The 24,529-nt window shown below is 65.9% G+C and carries 25 protein-coding genes; 15 read left to right on the forward strand and 10 right to left on the reverse strand.

Annotated features, from left to right (window positions below; genetic code table 11):
- Positions 1-18: 18 nt before the first annotated feature.
- From ACQR1F_RS11120 to ACQR1F_RS11145, 6 genes are all read left to right on the forward strand, one after another.
- A complete protein-coding gene (locus ACQR1F_RS11120) occupies positions 19-1,008 on the forward strand; it encodes a small ribosomal subunit Rsm22 family protein (RefSeq protein ID WP_434913024.1) in 990 nt (329 codons plus the stop codon).
- Positions 1,009-1,153: 145 nt separating this feature from the next.
- Positions 1,154-1,585 (forward strand): COG4315 family predicted lipoprotein, encoded by a 432-nt coding sequence (locus ACQR1F_RS11125; protein ID WP_434898209.1) that lies wholly within the window; start codon positions 1,154-1,156, stop codon positions 1,583-1,585.
- A 189-nt stretch (positions 1,586-1,774) separates the two neighbouring features.
- Complete coding sequence (locus ACQR1F_RS11130) at positions 1,775-2,332, forward strand: LemA family protein (RefSeq protein ID WP_315802794.1); 558 nt, start codon at positions 1,775-1,777, stop codon at positions 2,330-2,332.
- Between the two features lie 33 nt (positions 2,333-2,365).
- Positions 2,366-3,565: a M48 family metalloprotease gene (locus tag ACQR1F_RS11135; protein WP_434913025.1), complete on the forward strand. Its 1,200-nt coding sequence runs from the start codon at positions 2,366-2,368 to the stop codon at positions 3,563-3,565.
- A 264-nt stretch (positions 3,566-3,829) separates the two neighbouring features.
- Positions 3,830-4,591, forward strand: coding sequence for a hypothetical protein (locus ACQR1F_RS11140; protein ID WP_009025709.1), 762 nt, complete (start codon positions 3,830-3,832; stop codon positions 4,589-4,591).
- A gap of 56 nt (positions 4,592-4,647) precedes the next feature.
- The gene (locus tag ACQR1F_RS11145) at positions 4,648-5,316 is read left to right on the forward strand and encodes a hypothetical protein (protein ID WP_315802792.1); all 669 of its coding nucleotides are present in this window, start codon (positions 4,648-4,650) and stop codon (positions 5,314-5,316) included.
- 16 nt (positions 5,317-5,332) lie between these two features.
- On the opposite strand, the gene ACQR1F_RS11150 is transcribed toward ACQR1F_RS11145, so the two are convergent.
- The 4 genes from ACQR1F_RS11150 to ACQR1F_RS11165 form a co-directional block, all read right to left on the reverse strand.
- Positions 5,333-5,872 carry an adenine phosphoribosyltransferase gene (locus ACQR1F_RS11150; protein ID WP_315802791.1) on the reverse strand — a complete coding sequence of 180 codons (540 nt, stop codon included), beginning with the start codon at positions 5,870-5,872 and terminating at the stop codon, positions 5,333-5,335.
- Positions 5,873-6,006: 134 nt separating this feature from the next.
- Complete coding sequence (locus ACQR1F_RS11155) at positions 6,007-8,169, reverse strand: anthranilate synthase component I (protein WP_316178153.1); 2,163 nt, start codon at positions 8,167-8,169, stop codon at positions 6,007-6,009.
- 1,057 nt (positions 8,170-9,226) lie between these two features.
- Positions 9,227-10,027: a DUF3658 domain-containing protein gene (locus ACQR1F_RS11160; protein WP_316217323.1), complete on the reverse strand. Its 801-nt coding sequence runs from the start codon at positions 10,025-10,027 to the stop codon at positions 9,227-9,229.
- 60 nt (positions 10,028-10,087) lie between these two features.
- On the reverse strand, positions 10,088-10,288 hold the full coding sequence (locus ACQR1F_RS11165; protein ID WP_316217324.1) for a hypothetical protein: 201 nt from the start codon (positions 10,286-10,288) through the stop codon (positions 10,088-10,090).
- Positions 10,289-10,530: 242 nt separating this feature from the next.
- Between ACQR1F_RS11165 and ACQR1F_RS11170 the strand changes: the two genes are divergently transcribed.
- Positions 10,531-11,709, forward strand: a complete 1,179-nt coding sequence (locus ACQR1F_RS11170; RefSeq protein WP_434913026.1) for an integrase core domain-containing protein — start codon at positions 10,531-10,533, stop codon at positions 11,707-11,709.
- Positions 11,710-12,037: 328 nt separating this feature from the next.
- Here ACQR1F_RS11170 and ACQR1F_RS11175 read toward each other — a convergent pair whose 3' ends face one another.
- Positions 12,038-12,610: a TetR/AcrR family transcriptional regulator gene (locus ACQR1F_RS11175; RefSeq protein ID WP_315802789.1), complete on the reverse strand. Its 573-nt coding sequence runs from the start codon at positions 12,608-12,610 to the stop codon at positions 12,038-12,040.
- A gap of 132 nt (positions 12,611-12,742) precedes the next feature.
- On the opposite strand from ACQR1F_RS11175, the gene ACQR1F_RS11180 reads away from it, so the two are divergent.
- Positions 12,743-13,159: a 4-oxalocrotonate tautomerase gene (locus ACQR1F_RS11180; RefSeq protein ID WP_316238228.1), complete on the forward strand. Its 417-nt coding sequence runs from the start codon at positions 12,743-12,745 to the stop codon at positions 13,157-13,159.
- 61 nt (positions 13,160-13,220) lie between these two features.
- On the opposite strand, the gene ACQR1F_RS11185 is transcribed toward ACQR1F_RS11180, so the two are convergent.
- The gene (locus tag ACQR1F_RS11185; protein WP_316238227.1) at positions 13,221-14,273 is read right to left on the reverse strand and encodes a hypothetical protein; all 1,053 of its coding nucleotides are present in this window, start codon (positions 14,271-14,273) and stop codon (positions 13,221-13,223) included.
- Positions 14,274-14,672: 399 nt separating this feature from the next.
- On the opposite strand from ACQR1F_RS11185, the gene ACQR1F_RS11190 reads away from it, so the two are divergent.
- Entirely contained in the window at positions 14,673-14,876 is a 204-nt protein-coding gene (locus ACQR1F_RS11190) for a hypothetical protein (RefSeq protein ID WP_315802786.1), read from the forward strand.
- 45 nt (positions 14,877-14,921) lie between these two features.
- Here ACQR1F_RS11190 and ACQR1F_RS11195 read toward each other — a convergent pair whose 3' ends face one another.
- The 4 genes from ACQR1F_RS11195 to petA form a co-directional block, all read right to left on the reverse strand.
- Positions 14,922-15,596, reverse strand: coding sequence for a dienelactone hydrolase family protein (locus tag ACQR1F_RS11195; protein ID WP_434890991.1), 675 nt, complete (start codon positions 15,594-15,596; stop codon positions 14,922-14,924).
- A gap of 146 nt (positions 15,597-15,742) precedes the next feature.
- Positions 15,743-16,075, reverse strand: a complete 333-nt coding sequence (locus ACQR1F_RS11200) for a YnfA family protein (RefSeq protein ID WP_315802784.1) — start codon at positions 16,073-16,075, stop codon at positions 15,743-15,745.
- Positions 16,076-16,190: 115 nt separating this feature from the next.
- Positions 16,191-18,257, reverse strand: coding sequence for a cytochrome c1 (locus ACQR1F_RS11205; protein ID WP_434913027.1), 2,067 nt, complete (start codon positions 18,255-18,257; stop codon positions 16,191-16,193).
- Between the two features lie 60 nt (positions 18,258-18,317).
- Positions 18,318-18,848 (reverse strand): ubiquinol-cytochrome c reductase iron-sulfur subunit, encoded by a 531-nt coding sequence (gene petA / locus ACQR1F_RS11210; protein WP_315802877.1) that lies wholly within the window; start codon positions 18,846-18,848, stop codon positions 18,318-18,320.
- Positions 18,849-19,128: 280 nt separating this feature from the next.
- Here petA and ACQR1F_RS11215 point away from each other — a divergent pair, with 280 nt between their 5' ends.
- From ACQR1F_RS11215 to ACQR1F_RS11240, 6 genes are all read left to right on the forward strand, one after another.
- Positions 19,129-19,611, forward strand: coding sequence for a tRNA (cytidine(34)-2'-O)-methyltransferase (locus ACQR1F_RS11215; protein ID WP_316178147.1), 483 nt, complete (start codon positions 19,129-19,131; stop codon positions 19,609-19,611).
- Positions 19,608-20,240, forward strand: coding sequence for a 7-carboxy-7-deazaguanine synthase (gene queE, locus ACQR1F_RS11220; protein WP_315802781.1), 633 nt, complete (start codon positions 19,608-19,610; stop codon positions 20,238-20,240). The genes ACQR1F_RS11215 and queE overlap by 4 nt, the downstream gene beginning before the upstream one ends.
- Positions 20,241-20,256: 16 nt before the next feature.
- Entirely contained in the window at positions 20,257-20,625 is a 369-nt protein-coding gene (locus ACQR1F_RS11225; protein ID WP_315802876.1) for a 6-pyruvoyl trahydropterin synthase family protein, read from the forward strand.
- A gap of 105 nt (positions 20,626-20,730) precedes the next feature.
- A complete protein-coding gene (gene hemF, locus ACQR1F_RS11230; protein ID WP_434913028.1) occupies positions 20,731-21,618 on the forward strand; it encodes an oxygen-dependent coproporphyrinogen oxidase in 888 nt (295 codons plus the stop codon).
- 31 nt (positions 21,619-21,649) lie between these two features.
- Positions 21,650-22,375, forward strand: coding sequence for an HAD family hydrolase (locus tag ACQR1F_RS11235; RefSeq protein ID WP_316178143.1), 726 nt, complete (start codon positions 21,650-21,652; stop codon positions 22,373-22,375).
- Positions 22,376-22,581: 206 nt separating this feature from the next.
- The gene (locus ACQR1F_RS11240) at positions 22,582-24,522 is read left to right on the forward strand and encodes a diguanylate cyclase (RefSeq protein ID WP_434913029.1); all 1,941 of its coding nucleotides are present in this window, start codon (positions 22,582-22,584) and stop codon (positions 24,520-24,522) included.
- The last annotated feature ends 7 nt before the right edge of the window (positions 24,523-24,529 follow it).

The raw sequence follows: 24,529 nt of genomic DNA on the forward strand, positions 1-24,529 counted from the left end.
TGACGCATGGAGAGGACGATGATCTCTCCCGATCTGCCCGCCGCGCTGAAGGCGTCCCTCGAAGCCAGGCTGCACGGGCAGTCGCGGCAGGATGCAGCCGCCCGAGCGGCCCGCATCTCGGCCGCCTATCGCAGCGGCGGCAATTCCGGAACGATCACGAGCGACACCGACGCCATCGCCTACGCCACCGTGCGGATGCCGGCGACTTATGCCGCGATCGCGGCGAGCCTGAACGCCGTGATGCAGGCCTGCCCGGACTTCGCACCGGCCTCGCTGCTGGACGTCGGTGCCGGGCCGGCGACCGCGAGCTTCGCTGCGGCGGAAGCGTTTCCGCCGCTGACCTCGTTCAACGCCGTCGATTCCAATGCAGCGTTGCGCGGGCTGGCGCTGACGCTCGCTGACGACACGATGCGCCTGCGCGACCTCTCCTATGCGCTGGGACCGGCGCGAGCGCTGCTCGATCGTGCCGGAAGTGCCGATCTCGTCATCGCCAGCTACATGATCGGCGAACTGACGGACGCCGATCGCCCTGCGATCGTGGACGCGCTGTGGGCGACGACCGGTGATACGCTGCTTATCGTCGAGCCCGGCACGCCCGCCGGCTATCAGCGCATCCTCGCAGCGCGTGACCGCCTGATCGCAGCCGGCGCTCATGTCGTAGCGCCCTGCCCGCACGCAGCGCCCTGCCCGCTGGTCGCACCGGACTGGTGCCATTTCGCGCAGCGGCTGGCGCGGTCCCGGGCGCATCGCGAGCTGAAGGGCGCCGACGTCCCGTTCGAGGACGAGAAGTTCAGCTTCATTGCCCTCACGCGCAAGCCAGCAACGCATCAGCCCGCCGCACGCGTGCTCGCGCCGCCGTCGGTCACCAAGGTCGCGACAGCCGCGAAGCTGTGCCAGGCGGATGGCGCTGCCCGCGTCGTCAGCATCCCGCGCCGTGACAAGCCCGCCTTCGCCGCGGCCCGGCGCTGGGACTGGGGCGACGGCGTCGAGCCGCCGCCGCGCCACTGAATACCTGCCCGGCCGCCGATGGTTAACGACAGGTCGAGTTTGTCTCTCATTTTCGCGATTTCGCGAAACCGGCGAGAAATCCGCGTTTGCTACGGTGAGCTGCAACGGGCGCTGACATGCGCTGCTCACAAGGGAATGCATTTCGATGTTCAGGACGATGACGATCGCTGCGATGCTGCTGGCTTCGGCAGGAACCGCCTTCGCGGGCGGCCATGGCGGCGAGTCCTCGGCGCCGCCGCCGGCTCCCAAGCAGGAAGGCCCGCCGGCCAGGGCGATCATCGGCAAGAACGGGCCGGTTCTGACGGACCCGAAAGGCATGACGTTGTACTATACCGAGCGCGACACGACCGGGACCAAATCGACCTGCGACGGCGACTGTGCCCAGAAGCGCCCCCCGCTGGCGGCGCCCGACAACGCGGTCGCGACCGGCGATTTCACCGTCATCACCCGCAGCGACGGCAAGAAGATGTGGGCTTATCGCTACCGCCCGCTCTACACCTCGCAGCTCGACAGCGCCCCCGGCGATATCAAGGGCAACGACCCCACGCAGCAATGGCGGATCGCCCGTCCCTATTGAGCCCTGCGCGTCGTTGCCTCCGGCGCCAATTCGGCCACCTGGGCGCCCATCGAACGGACCGGTCAGGCCAAAGCGACTTGAACGGGCATCCACCCTGATGCGACCAATGCACGCCGGTCCAGCTGCGGACCGGCGGCGCCGTCGCGTGTCGGCCGCCTCGTTCTCCCGCCCCCTCCCTCGGAGCCCGTCATGTCCGGCTGGATCGTCCTCGGCATCATCGTCATTCTCGTGCTGTTCGCCCTTGGCGCCTACAACCGGCTGGTCGCCCTCAGCCAGCGGGTCGGCCAGGCCTTTGCCGACATCGACGTCCAGCTCAAGCAGCGCCACGATCTGATTCCGAACCTGGTCGAGACCGTGAAGGGCTATGCCGCGCATGAGCGCGGTACGCTGGATGAGGTGATCAAGGCCCGCAATGCGGCCATGTCGGCGCAGGGACCGGCCCAGGTCTCGGCGGCCGAAGGCCAGCTCTCCGGTGCGCTCGGCCGGCTGATCGCGCTGTCCGAGGCCTATCCGGATCTGAAGGCCAATGCCAACTTCCAGCAGCTCGCCAGCGAGCTGTCCGACATCGAGAACAAGATCGCCGCCAGCCGCCGCTTCTTCAACAACGCTGTGCAGGAATACAACACCGGCATCCAGCAGATGCCCGCCGCACTGTTCGCCGGCACCTTCGGCTTCACCCGCAAGGAGTTCTTCGATCTCGGCGCCAGCCGGGCCGACGTCGAGGCCGCGCCGAGCGTCAAGTTCTGATCCCGCGCCTTCCGCGCTGAAGGGTCCGACGCCATGGCCGCCTACGGTCTCTACACCCACATCGCATCGAACAAGACCCGTTCGGTGCTGCTGCTCGGCGGCCTGTTCCTGCTGATCTATGTGCTGGTGTTCGCCGGCGCGCTGATCGCGGAGGTCATGATCAACGGCAATGGCAGCGTCGCCTATTACATGAACGCTGCCACAAGCGACCTGATCAAGGCGCTGCCGTGGGCCACGATCGGCGCGGCGGCCTGGATCGTGATCGCCTATTTCTTCCACCAGACGATGATCGACGCCGTGACCGGCGGCACCGCGGTCACCCGTCAGGAGCAGCCGCGGCTGTACAATCTGCTCGAAAATCTCTGCATCTCGCGCGGCATCACCATGCCGAAGCTGAAGATCATGGACAGCCCGGCGCTGAATGCCTTCGCCACCGGCCTCAATCAGCGGCAATACGCCGTCACCGTCACGACCGGCCTGCTCGCTGCGCTCGATGACAAGGAGATCGAGGCGGTGCTGGGTCACGAACTCACCCATATCCGCAACGGCGACGTGCAGCTGATGGTCGTGGCCGTCATCATCGCCGGCGTCGTCGGCTTCTTCGGCGAATTGTTCTTCCGCCTGTTCACCAATATGAGCTGGGGCGGCGGCTGGGGCCGCTCGTCGTCGTCCTCCTCCTCATCCGACTCCGACCGCAAGGGCTCCGGCGGAGGGGCCATCATCGTCGTGATCATCGCGGTCGTGCTGATCGTGGTGGCCTGGCTGTTGTCCCAGGTGGTCAAGCTGGCGCTGTCGCGCACCCGCGAATACCTAGCCGATGCCGGGTCGGTCGAGTTGACCAAGAATCCGGACGCCATGATCAGCGCTCTGCGCAAGATCGAAGGGCGCGGCGAGCTGCCCGGCGCCACCTCCGCCGTCATGGAGTTGTGCGTCGACAATCCGCGCGAGGGCTTTGCCGACCTGTTCGCCACCCATCCTTCCGTCGATGCCCGGGTCCAGGCGCTGATCAGGTTCGCCGGCGGTCATGATCCGGGCCCGCTGGCGCTGCCCACGGACGAGGCACAGCCGGACGACACCGGCACCGAAACGACAGACGGCGATGCGCCGCCACCGCTGCCGTCCGGCGGTCCCTGGGGCCAGGCCGATGGCCCGGCCCCGCCAGCCGGCCAGGGACAGGCCGCTCCCGAGGGACCGTGGAGCACCCCCGCGACCGGTCCCTGGGGCCGGCACTAGACGTCGCCCTCGCAGCGGAATTCAGGCGGCAATCCCGTGCGGCGGGCAATCGTCCTGCCAATCTCTTGCAAGTGTTTCCTCGCTGGCTCGAACGTTTGGACCGGAATGCCTCCGATTGCTCCGGCCTGTGACGGCGAACGCGCAAATTTCCCCGATCCCGTGCTGCAATGAATTTGAATTCTCCAGCGTTTCTGCCATGTTCGCGCCCAAAGCAGAATGCAATGCGCCGGCCCCCTGGCCGGCCTCAGGGCTGAAGGACTTTCCATGGCGAAACCGGCAGTGGTTGTGGTGGGCGCGGACAAGGGCGGGGTCGGCAAGACCACGGTGTCGCGGACGTTGCTCGATTATTTCAGCGCCAACAACGTCCCCACCCGGGCGTTCGACACCGAGCATCCGCGCGGCACCCTGAAGCGCTTCCACCCGGAGATCACCGAGATCGTCGACATGAATTCGACGCCGGACCAGATGAAGATCTTCGACACGCTGAGCGCGGTGGCGCCGTCAGTGACCGTGATCGACGTCCGCGCCGGCCTGATGTCGCCGACACTGGCCGCCTTGCGCGACATCGGCTTCCTCGACGCCGCCCGCTCCGGCCAGATCACCTTCGCGGTGTTCCACATCCTGGGCTCGTCGATCGCCTCGCTCGACGAGATCGCCGAGACCGCGAGCTACATGATCGGGGCGAAATATTTCCTGGTGAAGAACTTCATCAACAACACCAGCTTCTTCGAGTGGGACCAGTCGACCTACAATTCCTACTTCCACCGCATCAAGGACGCGACCGAGCTCACCATCCCGAAGCTCAACGAGATGGCGTTCGAGCAGGTCGAGGTGGCGTCGGTGCCGTTCCTCAAATTCGTCGCCAACAAGGGGCCGCGCGACGAGGCCGCCAACTACTCCTTCGTGCTGCGCGGCTATGTCCGGCATTGGCTCGCCAATGTCTGGAGCGAGTACGACCGGATCAAGCTGACCGACATCGTCGGCTCGACCAAGGCGGCGGCGCCGCGGCCGGCCGGGGAAAAATAGCATTCCCGTGACTGATGGGACTTTATCGCAACCGCATTTGACCTGATATAGGTCGGATGCCCGCGACGCCCGTCTACATCGTCTGCTCGCCCCGGCCGCAATCCGGGAAGACGCTGCTTGCGCGGGTCCTGAGCGAGTTCCTGCTGCTCAAGAACGGCCAAGTGCTCGCCTTCGACGTCACCCTGCGCGAGCCGTCGCTGCTCGACTTCCTGCCGCAGATCACGGAAACCGCGACGATCGAGGACACCTACGGCAAAATCCAATTGATGGACCGGGTGATCCTCAACGACGGTATCCCCAAGGTGATCGACCTCGGCTACTACTCGTTCGACGAGTTCTTCAAAATGTCCGAACAGATCGGCTTTTTGAAGGAGGCCGCACGGCGGAACGTGGTCCCGATCGTGCTGTACTGCGCCGAGGGCGACCGCGTCTCGATGCGCGCCTATGACGCCCTGCGGCGGCAGATCCCGAAGGCACAGCTGATCGTGGTCGAGAACGACCACGTGCTGCGCGAGGAGCTCCCCGACCTCTACAGCCGCAGCAAGCATCTGCGCATTGCCGCCCTGCCCGCCTTCCTCCGAACCTACATCGAGCGCTTCTCGTTCTCCTTCACCGGCTATCTGCGCCAGGAGAAGGACCCCTCCACCGAGCTCTATCAATGGATCCGGCGCAACTATTATGCGCTGCGCGAGATCGAGAACGAGCTCCTGATGCAGCGGTCCTGACGCCGCCGCGCGCGTTTCAGTGCCCTTCGAACGAGATCAGCGTGCGCACGGGCACGTCGAGCGCGCGCAGCTTGGCGGCGCCGCCGAGATCCGGCAGGTCGATGATGAAGCAGGCCGCCACCACGGTCGCGCCGATCTGGCGCAGCAGCTTCACCGCGCCCTCGGCCGTGCCGCCGGTGGCGATGAGGTCGTCGACCAGGATCACGCGCTCGCCGGGCTGCACCGCGTCGACATGCATCTCCATCTCGTCGGTGCCGTATTCCAGCGCGTAGGACATGCTGACCGTCTTGTGCGGCAGCTTGCCCTTCTTGCGGATCGGCACGAACCCGGCCGAGAGCTGATGCGCGACCGCGCCGCCGAGGATGAAGCCGCGGGCCTCGATGCCGGCGACCTTGTCGATCTTCGATCCGGCCCAGGGATGCACCAGCTCGTCCACCGCGCGGCGGAACGCGCGCGCGTCCGCCAACAGCGTCGTGATGTCCCGGAACAGGATGCCGGGCTTCGGATAGTCCGGAATGGTGCGGACCGTGTTCTTGATGTCCAGATCGAACGTCATCGTGCTCTCGCTACCTTGTTTTGCCGTGACCGCGAGGAATTCGTCATTGCGAGCGAAGCGAAGCAATCCAGGGCCGCGAAAACAACTCTGGATCGCTTCGTCGCTACGCTCCTCGCGATGACGGCGACCACCTGTTACGCCGGCTGCTTCAGCCGGAATGCATTCTCCACGATCCGCAAACCGACGGCATCGCCGAGCGACATCAGCGATTCCGGATGGAACTGCACGCCGCCGACCGGCAGCGTCTTGTGCTCGATCGCCATCGCCACGCCGTCCTCGGTTGCCGCCGTCACCGTCAGCACCTCGGGCATGCTGTCGCGCTCGACGAACAGCGAGTGATAGCGGCCGATCACGATCTCATTCGGCAGCCCCTGCATCAGGCGGCCGCCGCGCACCTGGACCCGCGAGGGCCTTCCATGCGCCGGCTGGGCGAGCTGGCCGAGCTGGCCGCCGAAATACTCTCCCATCGCCTGCACGCCGAGACAGACGCCGAAGATCGGCAGCTTCTTTTGAAGCGCGGCATCGATGGTGGTCGAGATCTTGAAGTCCTCGGGACGGCCCGGCCCCGGCGACAGCACGATCAGATCCCAGCTGCGCTCGGCCAGCATCTTCAGTGCATGGACATAACGCACCACCGTGACGTTGGCGCCGACCTGGCGGAAATAGTCGGCCAGCATGTGCACGAACGAGTCGTCATGATCGATCAGCAGCACGTTCTTGCCGGAGCCTGTCGCGTCCGGCGCCGTCGACGACAGCGGCTTCGGCGGATCGCCGCGCAGCGCCTGGAACAGCGCCGCCGCCTTGACCTGGCACTCGCGATCCTCGGCCGCGGGGTCCGAATCGAACAAACAGGTGGCGCCAACGCGCACCTCGGCGAGCCCGTCCTTCATGCGGATGGTGCGGATGGTGAGGCCGGTGTTGATCGAGCCGTCGAAATTCACGGCGCCGATCGCGCCGGCGTACCAGCGCCGCGGCGAGCGCTCATTGTCCTCGACGAACTGCATCGCCCACAGCTTTGGCGCGCCGGTCACGGTGACGGCCCAGGCGTGGGTCAGGAACGCGTCGAGCGCGTCGAAGCCCGGCCGCAGCATGCCCTCGACGTGGTCGACGGTGTGGAACAGCTTCGAGTAGGTCTCGATCTGGCGGCGCGCCAGCACCTTGATGGTGCCGGGCACGCAGATGCGCGCCTTGTCGTTGCGGTCGACGTCGGTGCACATGTTGAGCTCGAACTCGTCCTTCTCCGAGTTCAGGAGCTGACGGATCTGCTCGGCATCGCCGATGGCGTCGCGGCCGCGCGCGATGGTGCCGGAGATCGGGCAGGTCTCGACGCGGCGGCCGTCGGAGCGGACGAACATCTCGGGCGACGCCGACACCAGGAACTCGCCGTCGCCGAGATTCATCAGCGCGCCATAGGGCGACGGGTTGATCCGGCAGAGCCGCTGGAACACTTCCGCCGGCGAGCGCTCGCACGGCTCGGCAAACAACTGGCCGGGCACCGCCTCGAACAGGTCGCCGCGGGCAAAGGCGGCGCGGGCCTTCTCGACCGTGGCCTGGTACTCGCCCGGCGCGTGGTCGGCAAAGCCCTGGCGCGGCTCCTTCAGATAGACGCTGGCGTCGGTGTCGCGCGGCAGGCCTGATGTCGACTGGCCGTTCCAGGAGAAATCATAAGACAGCACGACGCCGCGGCCGGTGGCGCGGTCATAGGCCAGGAGGCGATCGGGCACGTAGAGCACGATGTCGCGCTGGTCCTTTTCGCGCGGCCGCTTCTGCACGAGGTCCTCGATCTGGAAGACGAGGTCGTAGGCGAAGGCGCCGAACAGGCCGAGCAGCGGATCGTCATTGGCGGACAGCGCGGCGATCATCGCCCGCACCAGCGACATCACGCTGGCGCGGCGGGTGCGTTGGTCCTCCTCGACCGGGGCAGGCCCGCGGACGATGTGTCCGGCCAGCCGCGCCGGCGAAGCCGCAGTAATGACCACGCAGGGCTCGCGCAACGTGTCCTTCAGGAACGCGATCAGCACCTCGCCGCGGCGGTTGAGCGCCTGCAGGGTGAAGTCGGCGCCCTTGGTTTCCAGCACCAGCGGTGGGTCGGCGAAGCCGAGGTCAAAACTCTCGTAGCGGCCGGGCACGGTCGTGCCCGAGGACAGCACCACGCCGCGGCGGCGGTCGAGCAGGTCGATCAGGTCGTCGAGCCGGCTGGCATTGCCGGAAAACTGCTCGACGGCGCGCGTGATCGCGAGCCCGCTGGAGGTGCGGTAGTCGCTGCGGGCCGGAAGGGCGAAAACGGTCCTGTTCATGGGGTCCTCTTGGGCGTCCTCTTACGGAATTTGCCGAGGAAACGCCACACAGGACCAACCGGAAGCCGCCGCTGCGTGGCGGCCCCTCTGCGATCGAATGTCAAACAAATCGCACCGGCCACCTCTTACAAGGTGCGCCACCAGAGACGGGCTGGGCGGACAAGGGTGCTCATGGCGCGGAACTGACCACGGGCGGCGGCCGGGGTCAAGGGCGGCGGGGACACAGATCGGGGTGGGATGCGTCGGCAAATCAAGAGCAGCGCCGCGAGCCGGCTGCCCGATATAGTGCCCTCGCCCCTTGTGGGAGAGGGCATGTGCGGCCCATCCGCGAACGCGGTTGGGTGAGGGGTCTCTCTCAACGAGTGGCGCTTGCAGAGGCATACCCCTCACCCAACCGCAATTGCGGCTCTGTCCTACATGCCCTCTCCCACAAGGGGCGAGGGCGCAGTCACGCGCACCGGCGGGGCGAAGGCGAGAGCCTTGGCAGGGCGAGAACGGAACATGCGTTAGCATTCTCGCGACACGATCGGCCCGAGTGATGATGTTCAAGACCGCCCTCTCTAAGTCGAGGGCGCAGGGAAGGCCGGACATCGGCTGATGCCCATGGCCCGCCTGCAGCAAAAAAAGCAGGCGGCAGTCACCACAGGTCAGCCGGACGACCGGCCTTCCCTGCGCGATGGTTTGACGGATTATACGCATTCTCCCCGGGGACCGGGCTGTCTTGCCCCCGTGACCAGCGGATCATCATCACCACCGGCGTAGCCTCAGCGTCGGGAGGCCAGGACCATGCGACTTCACCGTGCGCGCCCGCCGTTCGTCCGCACGACAAAAGCCATGCTGCGACGTGACGCGCCCACCGCATCTCCACCCCGCGTCTCGTGACGACCGCGATACGCCCCTCGTGCCGGGGTGGGACGCGCGCATCAAAGCATGAATTCTGAAAAGTAGAAACAAGAATATTTTTGCCCGAGGGACTGGACAGGCCAAATCAGCTTGAGGCGGCTGAGGAATTTCGTCTCGAAACGCGCTCAGCGAACTCGCCGGCCAAGAGCGGCCGTTACCCCTCTGCAGCCGGCAATCGCAATTCGCTGCGACTGATCTCGAACACGTCGCCACGACATTCCAGACGACCGGCTGCGACAAGCGCACGGGCTCGCGCGATCAGGAGCAGATCACCCGTCTGAAGCGTGGTTGTCGGAGGTTCGCAGAGAGCCTCGCCGATGATCCTCGCGGCCTTCTGCCATTCGGCAGCGGCGTATGACAGCAGCACGGGATCAAAGAACGAGATCGGCGCCGATATCAGCTCGCCGTCGCTGAGGACGCGCAATGGCGCGTTGTCAGCTTTCAGGCGCGCCCAACGTTCGCGATACACATCACGCGACCCGGGGGTCAGGTCCTCCGCGAGATCCCAGAGATTGTTGTCGCTGATGACCTCAGGCGGAAGCAGCGCCAAGCTGACGGCCAGCTGCGGCTCGGTCGTGCCTCCTCTCCGCACCATGGTGTCAGTGAGATCGATCACCTCAAGGGGCTCCTGACCGAGCCGCCACAGGAATTCGAGAAAGCCGGCATATTCCTGGGTCGAGCGTCGAGTGAACCAGACGATCCTTCGGTGATTGCGCGAGAGGGCCTCGCTCCAGAACGATGTTGCCTGACCGCCGACCTCGTCCCAGCCAGAGAATCCCAATTTCTCTTCCACCCAAGCGGTTCGCAACGCCGGATCGGGCGGATCGATCGGGCCGAAGCTCAAGCTGTCGGGAAGGCCGATCACGCGCTCGTCGCGGCCGGATTTCCCAAACGCTGCGCGCAACGTACCCGCCGCGGACGAATTGAAGACCACATGAAGTATTGAACCGGACATCGCAGAATCCCTTGCTGGCGTGATCCACTAATCCCCAGTCGGCCGAGCCACGGCGTCGCCTCACGCGCCACCAACCGCCGAGCGAGCCTTCTGAAGCGCATCAATGACTCGATCGAGCTCCTCAGCTTCCATGAGGACCTCGATGTCTCCGGCCGTCCTCAACGACAACACCAATCCAACAGCATTGCCGACGACGCGAGCCAGCACGATAGCGTCGTCACCGGAATTCTTATCTACAAAGGCAATCGGCTCGATGATCATGTGTATTCCAGGATTGCTTGGCGAGTTGCCATACCAGCCCTATCGGCAGCGGCGCTGAGGTCGAGTTAGTACCACGACGGCGGTGCGCTCCCCTCCCCCTTGCGGGGAGGGGTCGGGGGTGGGGGTGGGGGCGGTATGAACCGGGCTGAGTCCTGACATTCTAGACCGGGTTGATTCCTGACAGGCAAGCTTCGTCTGATTCGAAGGAGGATCGGACGATGCCTTTCAGGGAGAGCAGTCCTGTGGAGCAGCGTATCGGATTGTTTCGGGAGTACGACACGAGAGCTTTTACGGTGACGGAGCTGTGCGCGCGGCACAGCATCAGCCGGGAGACGTTCTACGTGTGGAAGCGCCGCCGCGAGAGTGGGGACGCGCAATGGTTCGAGGAGAAGAGCCACGCGGTGCAGAACTGTCCGCATGCGACAACTGACCGGTTGGCCAAGCGCATCATCGCAACGCGACGACGGTTTCCGCATTTTGGCCCAAAGAAGATAAAGGCCTGGCGCACATGCGAGCGGCCGGAGGTCGAGTGGCCGGCGCCCTCGACGATCGGCGATATCCTGAAGCGTGAAGGCTTGGTCGAAGCGCGACGGCAGCGGCGTCGGGGGATTGCGCAAGGCGAGGTCATGACGCCGGCGGCGGGCCCAAATGACGAGTGGGCGATCGACTTCAAAGGCTGGTTCCGCACCGTCGATGGCACGCGTTGTGATCCGCTGACGATCACCGACGCGGCGAGCCGCTATCTCATCGAGGTGCGCATCGTTGATCCGACATCGGCCGGCCTGAAGGGCGCGCTGGAGCGTGTTTTCAAGGATATCGGCCTTCCCGGCGCAATCCGCTCCGACAACGGTGTGCCGTTCGGGTCGAGCGGAGCCGGCGGCCTTTCCGCGCTTTCGGTGTGGTGGCTCAAGCTCGGCATCGAGCCGCGCTACATCCCACCCGCCAGCCCGCAGGACAACGGCCGGCACGAACGCATGCATCGCACGCTGAAGGCCGAGACCTCGAAGCCGCCGGCAGACAGCGCCGCCGAGCAGCAGAGGCGCTTCGATGCCTTTCGCCGCCACTTCAATGAGGAGCGGCCGCACGAGGCGCTCGATCAGATGGCACCCGTCAAGCTTTGGCGCTTGCCGTCGCGCTGCATGCCAGGTCACCTCGACGATCCCTGGTATGACGCTGATCACGAAGTCCGCCGTGTGCGTCCTACCGGCGATATCAAATGGCGGGGCGAGTACGTCTTCGTTGGCGAGGCGCTCGCCGACGAGCTGATTGGCATGGTCCGGCATGAGACCGGCGGCCACATCGTCCGCTTCTACGGCCGAGACCTCGGCCTCATCGACCGCGACCGCCGTTTCCTGCGCTTTGCTCCGCCGCGTGCGCGGCTCCGCGTCGCGCAGGAAACGGCGGAGACAAAACAGCAGTGATCGAATACTGTCAGGAGTCAGCCCGGTCCAAAATGTCAGGGATCAACCCGGTCGGTCAGGCCGTGGGGCGCTGACGTTCGTGGGAGCACGCCAAAGATGCGACCCAGACCAGCACTGCCAAAGAGGACGATACGATCGTCATACCCCTGCTCATGGGTGACGAGCCATCGCTGATGGTCATCCATCGCAGGCGATTTCATCACGGGCAGGGTGACTCGTGGACCCCCACCCCCGACCCCTCCCCGCAAGGGGGAGGGGAGCTCACCGCCGTTGGGGCGAGAGGCCGGGTTCAAACTTGCGAAACGGAGCGCTTCCCGCGGTGCCTGTCCTACAGAAGCCCTCGCGCGGCTTGCTTGAGATGGGCGGCGATGGCGTCGCGGGCTTCGGGTGAGGCGACGCTGCGCGCCATGGTCACGCCGCCCGAGAGAAGCGCCATCAATGCCCAGGCCTTTTGCAGCCGCGCCTCGTCGGTCTTTCCCTGCAACCCTTTCGCGATCTGCCGGGCGACCCGTTCGAGCGCCGCGCCGTAGCTGGCCTTGATGGCCGCGCTGGCGCGCGTGACGTCCGGGGTCAGGCTCTGCAGGCCGCAGCTCGCATCCAGCGCGCAAGTGAGGCGCTCACCGAGATAGAAGGCGACGAACGTCTCGGCCCAGCGGGCGCCCTGCTCCGCCTGAAGGGCCGCAATGCCGGCTCTGAGTTCCTCGAGTCCGGCCAAGGCGGCGGATTCGAACGCGGCGTCCTTCGACTTGAAATGACCGTAGAATGCGCCGGAGGTGACCCCGGCCTCCTTGGCCAGACCATCGACGCCGATCCCGCCATAGCCGAGCCGGCGAAATCCGCGGCCTGCGGCCTCCAACAGTTTTGCCTTTGCTTCCAGCTTATGTTCGGCCTGATACCGCATCTGGCGCCTCTCATAGCGATCGTTATTTCATGATTGACTCATAACGATCGTTATTCTATTAATACATCACGGTCGTTATATAATGGCCGCCATTCCCCGGACAACCGCCATAGCGCGGGCACAGGAGGACTCATGCCGATCAGTCTCACACTCACCGAAGGCGTCATCGCTGCCGACAAGGCGCCGATCGCCGTCGCGCGGATCACGGAAGCGTTCCTGAGACATCATGGTCTCGCGGGAAACAGGATCATGACGGCGAACGTCACAGCCCATCTGAACATCCTGCCGAAGGGCCAGACCTTCGCCGGTGGCACGCCTGTCGACGGAGCCTGGATCGAGACCAAGACGCCGTCCTTTGCGCTCGCCAGCCACGACATCCAGACGGCGTTCTTCGGCGAAGCCACCGACATTCTGCATGACCTCTCCGGCGGGGCGCTGGCGAGGGACCGGATCTGGTCCAACGGCGTCCATGCCGTCGACGGCACCTGGAATCTGCACGGCAGGCCGATGACCAACGAAGCGCTTGTGGGAGCCATCACCGCAGGCTGACCACGGCCATCGCGGCCGCTGCCGCATCGCGCGGCGGCGGCCCTGACCGAATGCCGACCGCTCACGTCCCCGGCTTCACCAGCCCGAGCTCCGCGAACTTCATCTCCGTCGCCACCACCGCGTTCTCATACACCTCGCCGCGCTCGACGAAGTAGTTGAAATAGCCGGCCGGCGTCTCCGGCTGGATCTCGACCAGCTCCACGGTCTTGTATTTGGGATCGGTGATGGCGCCGCTCGCGATCAGGTCGTTGATGCGCTTGAGCGCATCGACCTCGGCCTTGTAGCCGACCGAGAACCACATCTCGGTGGTCCAGTCCTGCACCTCGAACCAATTGGCCGGCGCCTGGCCCTGCCACCCCTGTGCGAGCGGGCGGACGGCGAAGACGCGGTCGAAACCGTGCAGCTCGGAGATGATGCTGGCACGGTGATAGGCGCCGTCCATCTGTCCCTGCGGCAGCTTGGTGAAGCCGTAGAGCGACAGCCACAGCGCCGCCTTGACCGCTTCCGGCGTGATCGGGCGGATGGCGCGCTCGGCCAGCACCTCGGAGGCGTAGCGCAGGTCGCGCTTCGCCGCCGATTGCCGCGCCTTGACGGCATGAGCATTGGGAACCGACTTCTCCGACGGCAGCAGCGCCCGCGCCGCCTCGTTGCCGTAGAGATAGCCGGTGCCGGTCTCGGGATCATAGGTGTTGAACACGACGCCGATCGGCGTGGCGTTGAGCGTCTCCGCCGCGTGCGCGAAGTCGGCCTCGCTGCGCACCGGGACATATTGCTGCGCCGGCCACAGCCGGTCGGCGAGGGCGTTGAACGGGCCGTCGCGCCAATCCGGCCAGGAGACGAGGCGCGCCAGCGCCTCGGCATAGGCGGGACGGAACACCCCGGGATAGCCGAACATCACCGTGCGCAACTGCGACGCCGGATCCCGGTGGCGGTCGGAGGACATCAACTCGTTGCGCAGATCGAGACCCTGAAGCCACGCCGACAGCACCAGGATCTGGCCGGATGTCGCGGTGACGAGATCCGGCGTCACGCCCCAGGCGCGGGCCGTATCGAGGAAGCCGGCGCCATGGGCGTTCAAGCCGCCCAGCCCGGCCAGCGCAAAGGCCACACGCACGGCTTTCTCCATCAGCAGAGGGATCGGGGAATGCTACCTCAGATTGTTTCTGCGACGCAACCGGCGACGAGACGCGGCGAATTCGAACATCGAACGAAGCGACGCGTTTCGAACATGATCAACGCTCATATCCCGGCGAAACAACGGTGATTCGCGGAAACCTCGCAGCGCCAGGCGGCAAAAAGCTGCAGCCGGCGGCTGTGCGGCCCGTCACAACCTCATGTTGCGCGCGTGCATGAGGCCTCTCCTGTCGATCGGCGGTTGTCACAACCGCAAAAAGTTACATAACTTGACCGTGCGTGAGGGCAACACCTGTTGTCTATCTGCCATAGTATGGCAATGATTGGTTAACCATATTGAATTACCTTGGTTAACATGGCTCGCGGCAAACAGCCTTCTGTGTCGCATGCGCTTCCGAAGCAGCAGACGCTGCTCGATTGCTTCCTGGAAGCGCAGGCGAAGAGGACGAAGCGTCGACGGCGCTCGGCCGACGCGGCGACCAGCATCGATCCCGCCCGTCCCTTGGAGCCGACCGACGACGCCTCGTCCCGCGACGAGGCCGAACAGACGTCGGCCGAGATCAAGGCCGTCCGCGCGGTGTAAAGTCCGCGCGGCACCGCTTCGGACCGGTGCGCCCCTGCCCTCAGCTCAGCCGAGATGCTTGTGGAAGAACGCCGTGGCGCGGCCCCAGGCGAGCTCGGCGGCCGCGCGGTCGTGCACGGTCATGCGCTGCTCGTTCACGAAGGCATGCTCGGCGTCGTAGCGGTAGAGCTCGAGCGACTTGCCGGCGGCCTTCATCGCCGCCTCGAAGCCGTCCACCAGCGCCGGCGTGCACCAATCGTCCTTCTTGGCGAAATGGGCCTGCAGCGGAATCTTGACGTCGGCGGGCTTGGCTGCCTGCTCCGGCGGAATGCCGTAGAACACGACGCCCGCGGTCAGCTCAGCGATCCGGGTGGCGCCGATGATCGTCACCGCGCCGCCGAGACAGAAGCCGGTGAGGCCGACCTTGGCGCCGTTACGGGCGAGATATTGCGCGGCGCCGCGCACCGTCTGCGTGGTCGCGTCCATGAAATCGAGCGAGTTCATCTCGCGGCCTGCCGCATCCGTGTCGTGATACGGCACCACCGTGCCCTTGTAGAGATCCGGCGCCAGCGCGTTGAAGCCGGCCAGCGCGAACCGGTCGCACATGCCCTTGATCTGATCCTGCAGGCCCCACCATTCCTGGATGACGACGACGCCCGGCGCATTGCCCTGCGCCGCCTTGGCGAGATAGCCCTTGGCCTCCTGGCCGTCGGGGCGCTTGAAGCTGATGAGTGTGCCCATGATGGTCCTCCGCAATTTCTGTTTGGGACGTTGGGAATGCGGTTTACCGCAAATGCGCGTCCGGCGCGACGGGAGGGGATCGGGTTCGCTTCAACGTGACCGCCTTCGTAGCCGGATGTCGCCACGCTCGGCCACGGGTCGCCGCGCTACACCGGCAGCGACCGTGGCGCGAACAGGATCACGGCCATGCCGGCGAGGCAGATCAGGGCGCCGGCGGCGTCCCACAGATCGGGGCGATGGTCTTCGACCAGCCAGCCCCACAGCAGCGCCGACGTGATGTAGATGCCGCCATAGGCGGCGTAGGCGCGGCCGGAGAGCGGGCTGTCGGCGAGGGTCAGCAGATAGGCGAAGCCGGCAAGCGCGACCATCCCCGGCAACAGCCATAGCGGCGAATGGCCGAGCCGCAGCCAAGCCCAGAACGCAAAGCAGCCGCCGATCTCGAGCACGGCGGCGCCTGCGAAGGCCAACAATGACGTCATTGCGTCCCCTCCTCTGCCGTGCCTCGCCAATGCTACGACGGCCAGAGCGGCCAAAAGAAAAAAAGCCCCCAGAGGGGGCTTTTTCAATCGCATGCGGCGATGGCTCGCGCTCCGCTCAATGCGCGGCAGCCCAGACCCGCTTCTTGGTGAAGTACATCAGCCCGGCGAAGATGATCAGGAAGATGAACACCTGATAGCCGAGGCGCTTGCGTGCTTCCATGTGCGGCTCGGCGGTCCACATCAGGAAGGTCGCGACGTCGTGGGCATACTGCTTCACGGTGGCCGGCGAGCCGTCGTCGAACGTCACTTGGCCGTCGGACAGCGGCGGCGGCATCTTGATCGCGTGGCCGGGGAAGTACTTGTTGTAGTACGAGCCGTCCGGGATGGTCACGCCGTGCGGCGGGGTCTCTTCATAGCCCTGCAGCAGTGCGTTGACGTAGTTCGGGCCCTGCTCCTGGAACTGGGTGAAGAAGTCGATCAGGAACCAGGGGAAGCCGCGCTTGTAGGAGCGCGCCTTGGCGATCAGCGACAGGTCCGGCGGCGCCGCACCGCCATTGGCCGCACGGGCCGCCTGCTCGTTCGGGAACGGCGCCGGGAAGTAGTCGGCGGGACGGCCCGGGCGCTCGAACATGTCGCCGGCGTCGTTCGGACCGTCCTTGATCTTGTACTCGGCGGCGAACGCGGCCGCCTGGGCTGGCGAGTAGCCCGGGCCGCCAGGCTCGGCCAGATTGCGGAACGCCACATAGTTCAGCGAATGGCAGTTCGAGCAGACTTCCTTGTAGATCTTCAGGCCGCGCTGCACGGCGCCGCGATCGAAGGTGCCGAACGGACCTGCAAACGACCACTTCACCGACGGCGGGTTCTCCTGGCCTTCGCTGGCACGGGCATCGCCCATGCTGCCAGCGAGCAGCGACACCGCGGCGACCAGCGCAATCGCGGCCGAGGCCACCACCTTGCGGCCGGACTTCGCCAGCACGTCGTCGGCGATCGAGTTCGGCAGCGGCCGCGGCCGCTCGATGCGGGCGAGCAGCGGCAGCGCGATCAGGAAGTAGGCGAAGTACAGCACGGTCAGGATACGGCCGAGCACGACGTAGACGCCCTCCGGCGGCTGCGCGCCGAGATAGCCGAGGCCGACGCAGACGACGACAAAGATCCAGAAGAACTGCTTGCCGAGCGGACGGTACTTGTTCGAGCGGGTCTTGGCCGAGTCGAGCCAGGGCAGGAACACCAGCACGATGATCGCCGCGAACATCGCGATCACGCCGGCGAGCTTGTTCGGCACCGAGCGCAGGATGGCGTAGAACGGCAGGTAGTACCATTCGGGCACGATGTGCGCCGGGGTCACCGCCGGGTTGGCCGGGATGTAGTTGTCGGCGTCGCCGAGATAGTTCGGCATGTAGAAGATGAACCAGGAATAGAAGATCAGGAAGCAGGCGACGCCGAAGAAGTCCTTGATCGTGGCATAGGGCGTGAACGGCACCATGTCCTTCTCGGTCTTCGGCTCGACGCCGGCCGGATTGTTCTGGCCAACCACGTGCAGCGCCCAGACGTGCAGCACGACCACGCCGGCGATCAGGAACGGCAGCAGGTAGTGGAGCGCGAAGAAGCGGTTCAGGGTGGGATTGCCGACGGAGTAGCCGCCCCACAGCAGGGTCACGATGCTCTCGCCGAAATAGGGCACCGCCGAGAACAAATTGGTGATGACGGTGGCGCCCCAGAAGCTCATCTGGCCCCACGGCAGCACGTAGCCCATGAAGCCCGTTGCCATCATCAGGAGATAAATGATGACGCCGAGGATCCAGAGCACCTCGCGCGGCGCCTTGTATGACCCGTAATACAGGCCGCGGAACATGTGGATGTAGACGGCAAGGAAAAACATCGACGCGCCGGAGGCATGCATGTTGCGCAGCAGCCAGCCGTAGTTCACGTCGCGCACGATCAGCTCGACCGACTTGAAGGCCATGTCGGCGTGCGGCGTGTAGTGCATCGCCAGGATGACGCCGGTGACGATCTGCACGCCCAGCATGATCGAAAGGATGGCGCCGAACGTCCACCAGTAGTTCAGGTTCCGCGGCGTCGGATAGGCAACGAAGGACGAGTGGACCAGGCCGATGATCGGAAGTCGTTGCTCGAGCCACTTCAAGGCGGGGTGGCTCGGCTGGTAGTCAGAAGGTCCACTCATGATGCGTTCCTGAAGAAATTATCTTGCACGATCGAGCGTGAGCTCAAGACAAACGTCTGCTCAGCCGATCTGGATCTTGGTGTCGGAAACGAACTGATAGGGCGGGACGGGAAGGTTGAGCGGCGCCGGTCCCTGGCGCACGCGGCCGGAAGCGTCGTACTGCGAGCCGTGGCACGGGCAGAAGAAGCCGTCGTAATTGCCTTCATGCGCGATCGGGATGCAGCCGAGATGGGTGCAGATGCCGATCACGACCAGCCACTGCTCGTGGCCGTCCTTGGTGCGGGACTGGTCGGTCGCCGGATCCGGCAGGCTCGACACCGGCACCGCGCGCACTTCCTCGACCTGCTTCTTGGTGCGGTGGGAGATGTAGATCGGCTTGCCGCGCCAGAACACCTTGATGTCCTGTCCTTCGGCGACGGGCGCGAGATCGACCTCGATCGGCGCACCGGCCGCGATGGTCGAGGCATCGGGGTTCATCTGGGAGATGAAGGGCCACAGGGCGAGCACACCGCCGACTGCCGCGGTAGCGCCCGTGGCGACGAAAAGAAAATCCCGGCGTGTCGGATGATCCGCAGTAGACGCTGTCACGATTCCAACCCTTTCTTCGTTGCAGCCGGTGGAACCGCCCCGCTCGACGTCTGACGATCTCGACCTGGGAGATCACGTGACCGGGAGATCCTGCCGGCGCCCGCGTCCCCCGCGGCGGCAGAAAACGGCTCGCTCCACCGCCCCTGGGGAACAAGCCGTCCAGAATCGTTCTATTGGCACCCTTGCGATACGAGCGCAAGCCCGCTATCGGCCCTGCAGCACGCCATGCACCAATTCCCGCTTCCGAAGCGGACTTTCAGCCTCAGTCTTAAGACCAATTCGCATGCAGATCGCGCTCTATCAGCCCGACATTCCGCAGAACACCGGAACGATTCTGCGCCTCTGCGCCTGCCTCGGGCTCGCGGCCCACATCATCGAGCCGGCGGGCTTTCCGGTGTCCGACCGCCAGTTCCGCCGCGCCGGCATGGACTATCTGGACCAGCTGAATTGGCGGCGGCACGATTCCTGGAGCGCGTTCGAGGCCTGGCGGTCCGGAGCGGGCCATCGCCTGCTGCTGCTGACGACCAGGGCCGCGACCTGCTATCTCGACGTCAGCTACCGGCCGGACGACATCCTGCTGCTCGGGCGCGAGAGCGCCGGCGTGCCGGACGGCGTGGCGGCAGCGGCCGATGCGCGGTTGCGGATTCCGCTCAAGCCCGGACTGCGCTCGCTGAACGTGGCGATGGCGGCGGCGATCGCCACCGGCGAGGCGCTGCGCCAGACCGGACAATTCGTCCAATTGCAGTCACAAGGAGCCGGAGCGTGAGCTACGCGGTGAAGGAAATCTTCATGACCCTGCAGGGCGAAGGCGCCCAGGCGGGCCGTGCCGCCGTGTTCTGCCGCTTCGCCGGCTGCAACCTGTGGAGCGGCCGCGAGGCCGACCGCGCAACCGCGACGTGCCGGTTCTGTGACACCGATTTCGTCGGCACCGACGGCACGCTAGGCGGCCGTTACGCCAATGCCGCCGACCTGGCCGCGGCCATCGCCGGGCAATGGACAGGCGGGGCGGCCGACCGCTATACGATCCTCACCGGCGGGGAGCCGCTGCTGCAGGTCGATGCCGACCTGATCGAAGCGCTCCACGCCCGCGGCTTCGCGGTCGGGGTCGAAACCAACGGTACGCTCATTCCGCCTGACGGGATCGACTGGATCTGCGTCAGCCCGAAGGCCGGCGCCGAGCTGAACCTGCGGCAGGGCCACGAGCTGAAGCTGGTCTATCCGCAGCAGGGAGCCGAGCCGGAGCGGTTCGACGGCCTCGCCTTCGAGCGCTTCTCGCTGCAGCCGATGGACGGGCCCGAGGCGGCCGCGAACACGGCGCGCGCCATCGATTACTGCCAGCATCATCCGCAATGGCGGCTCAGCCTGCAGACGCACAAGATGATCGGCATCAGATAGGATTGTGACTGACACGATGTGGGAATTGACCAAGTCGTTCACCTTCGAGGCCGCGCATACGCTGCCGATCACGACGCTCGGCGAAGCCAGCCAGGAGATCCACGGCCACTCCTTCCGCGCCGAGGTGACGGTGCGGGGCGATGCGACCAATCCCGAGACCGGCATGGTGGTGGATTTCGGCGTGCTGACGCAGCGCCTGGGCGAGATCCAGACCATGCTCGACCACAAGTTCCTGAACAAGATCGAGGCGATCGGGCTGCCGACGCTGGAGAACCTGTCGCGCTTCATCTATGAGCGCGTCCGCTCCATCGGCCATGTCACCAAGGTCAGCGTCCACCGCGACAGCTGCCGCGAGACCTGCACCTATTTCGGTCCGCAGGCCTGATCGATTGTGGTAGGACCGAACCGTAGCGACAACAGCACTGTCACCTCCGGCTGTCATGGACTCTTGACGGCGGGGTGACCGCCAATGTGCCAGGGGGGAGCGTCCATGACCATCGCCGCCATCGAGGATCGCAAGGCCCGCGCCCGCGCCTGGTTCGAGAGCCTGCGCGACCAGATCTGCGCGGCGTTCGAGCGGCTCGAGGACGAGGCGCCGGCTGCGCTCTATCCGCGCGCACCGAGCCGGTTCGTGCGCACGCCGTGGGAGCGCACCGACCATGGCGGCGGGCATGGCGGCGGCGGCGTCATGAGCATGATGCACGGCCGGCTGTTCGAGAAGGTCGGCGTGCACTGCTCGACCGTGCATGGCGAGTTCGCCCCGGAATTCCGCAGCCAGATTCCCGGCGCCTCGGAAGACCCGCGGTTCTGGGCCTCCGGCATCTCGCTGATCGCGCATCTGTGGTCGCCGCACGTGCCGGCGGTGCACATGAACACGCGCTTCGTCGTCACGACAAAAGCCTGGTTCGGCGGCGGCGCCGATCTGACGCCGGTGCTGGACCGCCGCCGCACCCAGGAGGACCATGACACGCTCGCCTTCCACGCCGCGATGAAAGGTGCCTGCGACGCACACGCGGCTGTCGCCTCCTATGACAAGTACAAGCGCTGGTGCGACGAGTACTTCTACCTGCCCCACCGCAAGGAGCCGCGCGGCATCGGCGGCATCTTCTACGACCATCACGATTCCGGCGACTGGGAGGCCGACCTGGCCTTCACCCAGGACGTCGGCCGCGCCTTTCTCGCCATCTATCCCGAGCTGGTCCGGCGCAATTTCGCCGCGCCCTGGACCGAGGCGGACCGCGAGGAGCAGCTGATCCGGCGCGGGCGCTATGTGGAATTCAACCTGCTTTATGACCGCGGCACCACATTTGGGCTGAAAACCGGTGGCAATGTGGAGTCCATTCTGTCGTCGATGCCGCCTGAAGTGAAATGGCCCTGAAACCCTTGTTTGATTGACCCGTAAGCTCATTATGACCGCCGCCCTGCCCCGCGCCATGCTGATCGACATGGATGACACCATCCTGTCGGCCTATGGCCGTCCCGAGATCGCCTGGAACATCGTCGCCACCGAGTTCGCCGACGAACTCGCGCCGCATACGCCGCAGGCCGTGGCCGCTGCGATCCTGGCCTCCGCGCGCAGCTTCTGGTCGGTCGCGGGCGCGGAGTGGCGGATGAAGCTGATCCAGGCGCGGCAGGAGGTGGTGAAGGGCGGCTTCGCGGCGCTGACCAGCGCCGGCGCCGCCCTGCCGACCGAGCTCGCGATCCGCATCGCCGACCGCTTCACCGCCTACCGCGACGAGCAGATGTTCGTCTTCCCCGGCGCCCACGAGGCGATCGACGCGTTCAAGGCGCGCGGCGTCAGGCTGGCGCTCGTCACCAACGGCGAGGCCGGCCAGCAGCGCGCCAAGATCGAGCGCTTCGCGCTGGCGCATCGCTTCGACCACATCCAGATCGAGGGCGAGCACGGCTTCGGCAAGCCCGAGGAGCGCGCCTATTGGCACGCGATGGAGCGGCTCGGCGTCGGTCCGGACGACACCTGGATGATCGGCGACAATCTCGAATGGGAGATCGTCGCGCCGCAGCGGCTCGGCATCTACTCGATCTGGATCGACGTCCATGGCGACGGCCTGCCCGAAGGCACCGACGTCAAGCCCGACCGCATCATCCGCTCGCTGACCGAGCTGGTGCCGGCCTGAGCGTTAGCCCGTCGTTCACCTTGACGGGACACGCGCCTTTAACCGCGCGCGCCGTTCGTGCCCTCCCCCAGTGACCTGCGGCCTGCCCGTAACCGAATCGAAATTCGCACAAGCGTCTATTCGCTGCGGGGCTTGGAGGGGAATAGGCGCCAGTCCTTGCGCGCCGCTTCGACCGATCTCAAGCCGGTTCGAGCAGCGTCGGTGTCATGGCTCTCAATCTGCCGCAGATCTCCCTGGGCGTGTCGATCAAGAACTCGCTCCTGACGTCCGTCTTCCTGCTGCTGGCGATCCTCGCCGGCGTGTCGGTCATGGCGACGATGCGGCTGTCGGCGCTGCAGGACGCGATCGAGACCATCAACCGCGACCGGCTGCCGAAGATTCACACCCTGGGTGATCTCAACGTCAGCATCGCCCACACCCATCTCGTCGCGATCCGCGCAGCCCTCTCCACCGCGGCCGAGCCACGCGCCGCGTCCGAGCAGGAGCTGAGACGCCGCACCACCGACGTCGATGCGAAGATCGCGCGCTTCCAGGACACGATCGGCACCGACGCGCCGTTGAAGATGGCGTTCGACGAGTTCGTCAACAAATGGGACCTGTACCAGAAGCAGCAGGCGGTGATGCTCGAGCCGGAGGTCGGGGCGAGCCGCGACCGCCTGGAGCATGTCGTCAACATCGAAACGCCGCCGGTCTTCCAGGCCGTGGTCGATGCAATCGGACACGGCATCAGGCTCGCCGACCATCGCGCCGACAGCGCGATCGAGAGCGCGACGCTGGATGCCCAGGTGTTTCGCCTGGTGCTGTGGTCGGTCAACGGCGTCAGCGTGCTGATCGGGCTGGCGACGCTGCTGTTCGTCGTCCACGATGTCTCGATGCCGATCTTCCGCATCACCCGCAGCATGGAGGCGATCGCCAGGGGCGAGCTGCAGACCGAGATTCCCTATGCCGGCCACAGCAACGAGCTCGGCATGATGGCGCGGGCGCTGGCCGTGTTCCGCAAGAGCCTGGTCGAGAACGAACGCCTGAACGCGGCGACACGAACCCTCTCGGAGCTCAGCGAATGGCTGCAGTCGGCCAAGTCCGAGAGCGAGCTCTACGGAATGATCTCGACCGTGCTCGGCGGACTGATGCCGGAATGCACGGGCGCGCTCTACATCTACGCCGACAGCCGCGACGTGCTCGAACTGGCCGCCGAATGGAACGGCACGCTGCCCACCCGGACCCTGCACCCCGACGATTGCTGGAGCCTGCGCCGCGGCCATGTCTACGTCCATGGCACGAGCGAGGTCGAATTCCGCTGCGACCACGTGCACCACGAGACCAATGAGAACTACTGCTGCATCCCGATCCTGGCCCATGGCGAGACCGTCGGACTGCTGCACGTCGCCTACAATTTCGACGACCGCGACACCGCGGCCGAGGCCAAGGCGCGCTTCGCCGATCGGGCTCGTCTCGCGCTCGCCTGCGCCGAGCACCTGTCGATTGCCATCGCCAACATGAAGCTGCGCGAAGGCCTGCGTGACCAGTCGCTACGCGATACGCTGACCGGGCTGAACAATCGCCGCTATCTGATCGAGACGGCACGCCGCGAACTGCTGCGCGCCGCGCGCAATCAGACGCCGCTGAGCGTGGTGACCTTGGACATCGACCACTTCAAATCGTTCAACGACAATCACGGTCACGAAGCCGGCGACACCGTGCTGCGCCATGTCGGAGAGATCCTCAAGGCCACGTTCCGCGGCGACGACGTGCCCTGCCGCCTCGGCGGCGAGGAGTTCGTCGTCATGCTGCCGAACTGCGGAATCGAGGAGGCCGCGCTGCGCGCGGAGGAGCTGCGCGCCCGCGTCGAGGCGCTCAACATCAGCTATGGCGAGGGCATGCTGCCGCGAGTGACGATCTCGGTCGGCGTCGCCGCCTATCCCGAGGCCGGCCTCGACCTGACGGAGATCCTGCGCGTCGCCGACGGCGCGCTGTACCGCGCCAAGCACAAGGGCCGCAACCGGGTCGAGCTCGCCTCCGGCGGCATGGTCCCGCCGATCGACGAGGTGACGAACCGGGCCGTCGCCGCGCTCGATGCCATCGTGGCACGTGCGGAGACCGACACCATCACGCCATCCGATCGGGAGACGGGCCAGCAGGTGGCCTGACGCCGGA

The sequence above is a fragment of the Bradyrhizobium sp. HKCCYLS3013 genome (assembly GCF_051167615.1).
In the GTDB taxonomy this organism is placed as follows: Bacteria; Pseudomonadota; Alphaproteobacteria; order Rhizobiales; family Xanthobacteraceae; genus Bradyrhizobium.

What these genes read in the sequence shown, in the direction of transcription:
- ACQR1F_RS11215 (WP_316178147.1), top strand. Translation starts at nt 19,129, where the DNA reads ATGCAGATCGCGCTCTATCAGCCCGACATTCCGCAGAACACCGGAACG.
- ACQR1F_RS11240 (WP_434913029.1), top strand. Translation starts at nt 22,582, where the DNA reads ATGGCTCTCAATCTGCCGCAGATCTCCCTGGGCGTGTCGATCAAGAAC.
- ACQR1F_RS11180 (WP_316238228.1), top strand. Translation starts at nt 12,743, where the DNA reads ATGCCGATCAGTCTCACACTCACCGAAGGCGTCATCGCTGCCGACAAG.
- ACQR1F_RS11165 (WP_316217324.1), bottom strand. Translation starts at nt 10,288, where the DNA reads ATGATCATCGAGCCGATTGCCTTTGTAGATAAGAATTCCGGTGACGAC.
- ACQR1F_RS11120 (WP_434913024.1), top strand. Translation starts at nt 19, where the DNA reads ATGATCTCTCCCGATCTGCCCGCCGCGCTGAAGGCGTCCCTCGAAGCC.
- ACQR1F_RS11130 (WP_315802794.1), top strand. Translation starts at nt 1,775, where the DNA reads ATGTCCGGCTGGATCGTCCTCGGCATCATCGTCATTCTCGTGCTGTTC.
- ACQR1F_RS11155 (WP_316178153.1), bottom strand. Translation starts at nt 8,169, where the DNA reads ATGAACAGGACCGTTTTCGCCCTTCCGGCCCGCAGCGACTACCGCACC.
- ACQR1F_RS11205 (WP_434913027.1), bottom strand. Translation starts at nt 18,257, where the DNA reads ATGAGTGGACCTTCTGACTACCAGCCGAGCCACCCCGCCTTGAAGTGG.
- ACQR1F_RS11125 (WP_434898209.1), top strand. Translation starts at nt 1,154, where the DNA reads ATGTTCAGGACGATGACGATCGCTGCGATGCTGCTGGCTTCGGCAGGA.
- ACQR1F_RS11200 (WP_315802784.1), bottom strand. Translation starts at nt 16,075, where the DNA reads ATGACGTCATTGTTGGCCTTCGCAGGCGCCGCCGTGCTCGAGATCGGC.
- ACQR1F_RS11225 (WP_315802876.1), top strand. Translation starts at nt 20,257, where the DNA reads ATGTGGGAATTGACCAAGTCGTTCACCTTCGAGGCCGCGCATACGCTG.
- hemF (WP_434913028.1), top strand. Translation starts at nt 20,731, where the DNA reads ATGACCATCGCCGCCATCGAGGATCGCAAGGCCCGCGCCCGCGCCTGG.
- ACQR1F_RS11175 (WP_315802789.1), bottom strand. Translation starts at nt 12,610, where the DNA reads ATGCGGTATCAGGCCGAACATAAGCTGGAAGCAAAGGCAAAACTGTTG.
- ACQR1F_RS11145 (WP_315802792.1), top strand. Translation starts at nt 4,648, where the DNA reads ATGCCCGCGACGCCCGTCTACATCGTCTGCTCGCCCCGGCCGCAATCC.
- ACQR1F_RS11135 (WP_434913025.1), top strand. Translation starts at nt 2,366, where the DNA reads ATGGCCGCCTACGGTCTCTACACCCACATCGCATCGAACAAGACCCGT.
- ACQR1F_RS11140 (WP_009025709.1), top strand. Translation starts at nt 3,830, where the DNA reads ATGGCGAAACCGGCAGTGGTTGTGGTGGGCGCGGACAAGGGCGGGGTC.
- ACQR1F_RS11195 (WP_434890991.1), bottom strand. Translation starts at nt 15,596, where the DNA reads ATGGGCACACTCATCAGCTTCAAGCGCCCCGACGGCCAGGAGGCCAAG.
- ACQR1F_RS11150 (WP_315802791.1), bottom strand. Translation starts at nt 5,872, where the DNA reads ATGACGTTCGATCTGGACATCAAGAACACGGTCCGCACCATTCCGGAC.
- ACQR1F_RS11160 (WP_316217323.1), bottom strand. Translation starts at nt 10,027, where the DNA reads ATGTCCGGTTCAATACTTCATGTGGTCTTCAATTCGTCCGCGGCGGGT.
- ACQR1F_RS11235 (WP_316178143.1), top strand. Translation starts at nt 21,650, where the DNA reads ATGACCGCCGCCCTGCCCCGCGCCATGCTGATCGACATGGATGACACC.